General features: G+C 64.4%; 2 protein-coding genes. Both read right to left on the bottom strand.

The window, feature by feature from the left end; translation table 11 throughout:
- Nucleotides 1–660, bottom strand: a 660-nt coding sequence (locus tag HW554_RS20220) for an IS630 family transposase (protein WP_262889924.1), incomplete at its 3' end; no start/stop codon positions are given.
- 29 nt (nt 661–689) lie between these two features.
- The coding region (locus HW554_RS20215) for a helix-turn-helix domain-containing protein (RefSeq protein ID WP_176910334.1) at nt 690–961 on the bottom strand (272 nt) is incomplete at its 5' end.

The raw sequence follows: 961 nt of genomic DNA, 5'->3' as shown, positions 1-961 counted from the left end.
TTCGAGTCGTTGGAGCAGTGTTTGGTCGCTGGCATAGTCTTGTGGCCTTATCCAGTAGTGCTTGCAGCGGTGCCAGAGCAATTCGATGTGATTGAGTTCGGGGCTGTAAGGCGGCAAAAACAGCAGTGTCAGGCCCGCCGCCGCCCATTGTGCGTGGCAGGCCTGCACCACGTGGGCTTTGTGAATGGAGGCGTTGTCGAGCACCAGCACCGTAGGACCGCTGAGCGTTTGACAGAAGTCGTGCACGGCGAGCACAAACAGGTCCGCCGTCAGGCTGCCTTCGCGCAAGTAAGCCTGCACGGGCTGGCCCGGTACATGCGCCTGCCAGAAGCCGAGCACCGAGTGCCCGCCCCGTCCGCGTACGGCCGGTAGGCACACTGGTGGCTGGCCGCGCCGCTGCCAGGCGTAGGGCACGGGGGCCTGGCGCGAGAACCGGCACTCATCCACGTAGACGACAGCTAATTGGCCGCGCGCTTCGGCTTGGTGCAAGTGGCGCAACTGCTGCTGGGTCTGGGCAAATAAGTCGGCGTCACGTTGCTGGCGTAGGCTGCGGCGGCAACGTTTCCAGCGGTAGCCGGCCCGCCGGGCCAGTCGCTGTAAGGTGCTTACGTGCAGTTTGATACCCCAGGCCCGACGGATGTCGGGCAGCCAGTGGCGCAGTTGTTGGGTCGCTGTACCCAGCCAGGCAACTACTTTTTTTTAGCCGTCGGGGGCAGTTTGGGGGGCCGCCCCGAGCGGCTGGCCTCAGCCAAACCCGCCAAGCCGTGGCTTCGCCAGTTGCGCAGCCACTGGCTGACGGTGTTGTACTGTACGGCAAACAGGGTAGCCAGCGTGCCAATACTAGCTCCACGATGATGGCCTAGTACCGCCTGCGCTCGGCGGCGCATACGCGGGTGCGGCCCCTGGGCACAGACGGCTTGCAGGGTGGTTATTTCGAGTGCCGTCAGGGGCAGAGGAGCTA

Source organism: Hymenobacter lapidiphilus (assembly GCF_013377885.1).
Classification (GTDB): Bacteria; Bacteroidota; Bacteroidia; order Cytophagales; family Hymenobacteraceae; genus Hymenobacter; species Hymenobacter lapidiphilus.
The sequence above is the reverse complement of the archived record's forward strand: the minus strand, read 5'-3'. Positions and strand labels throughout refer to the sequence as shown.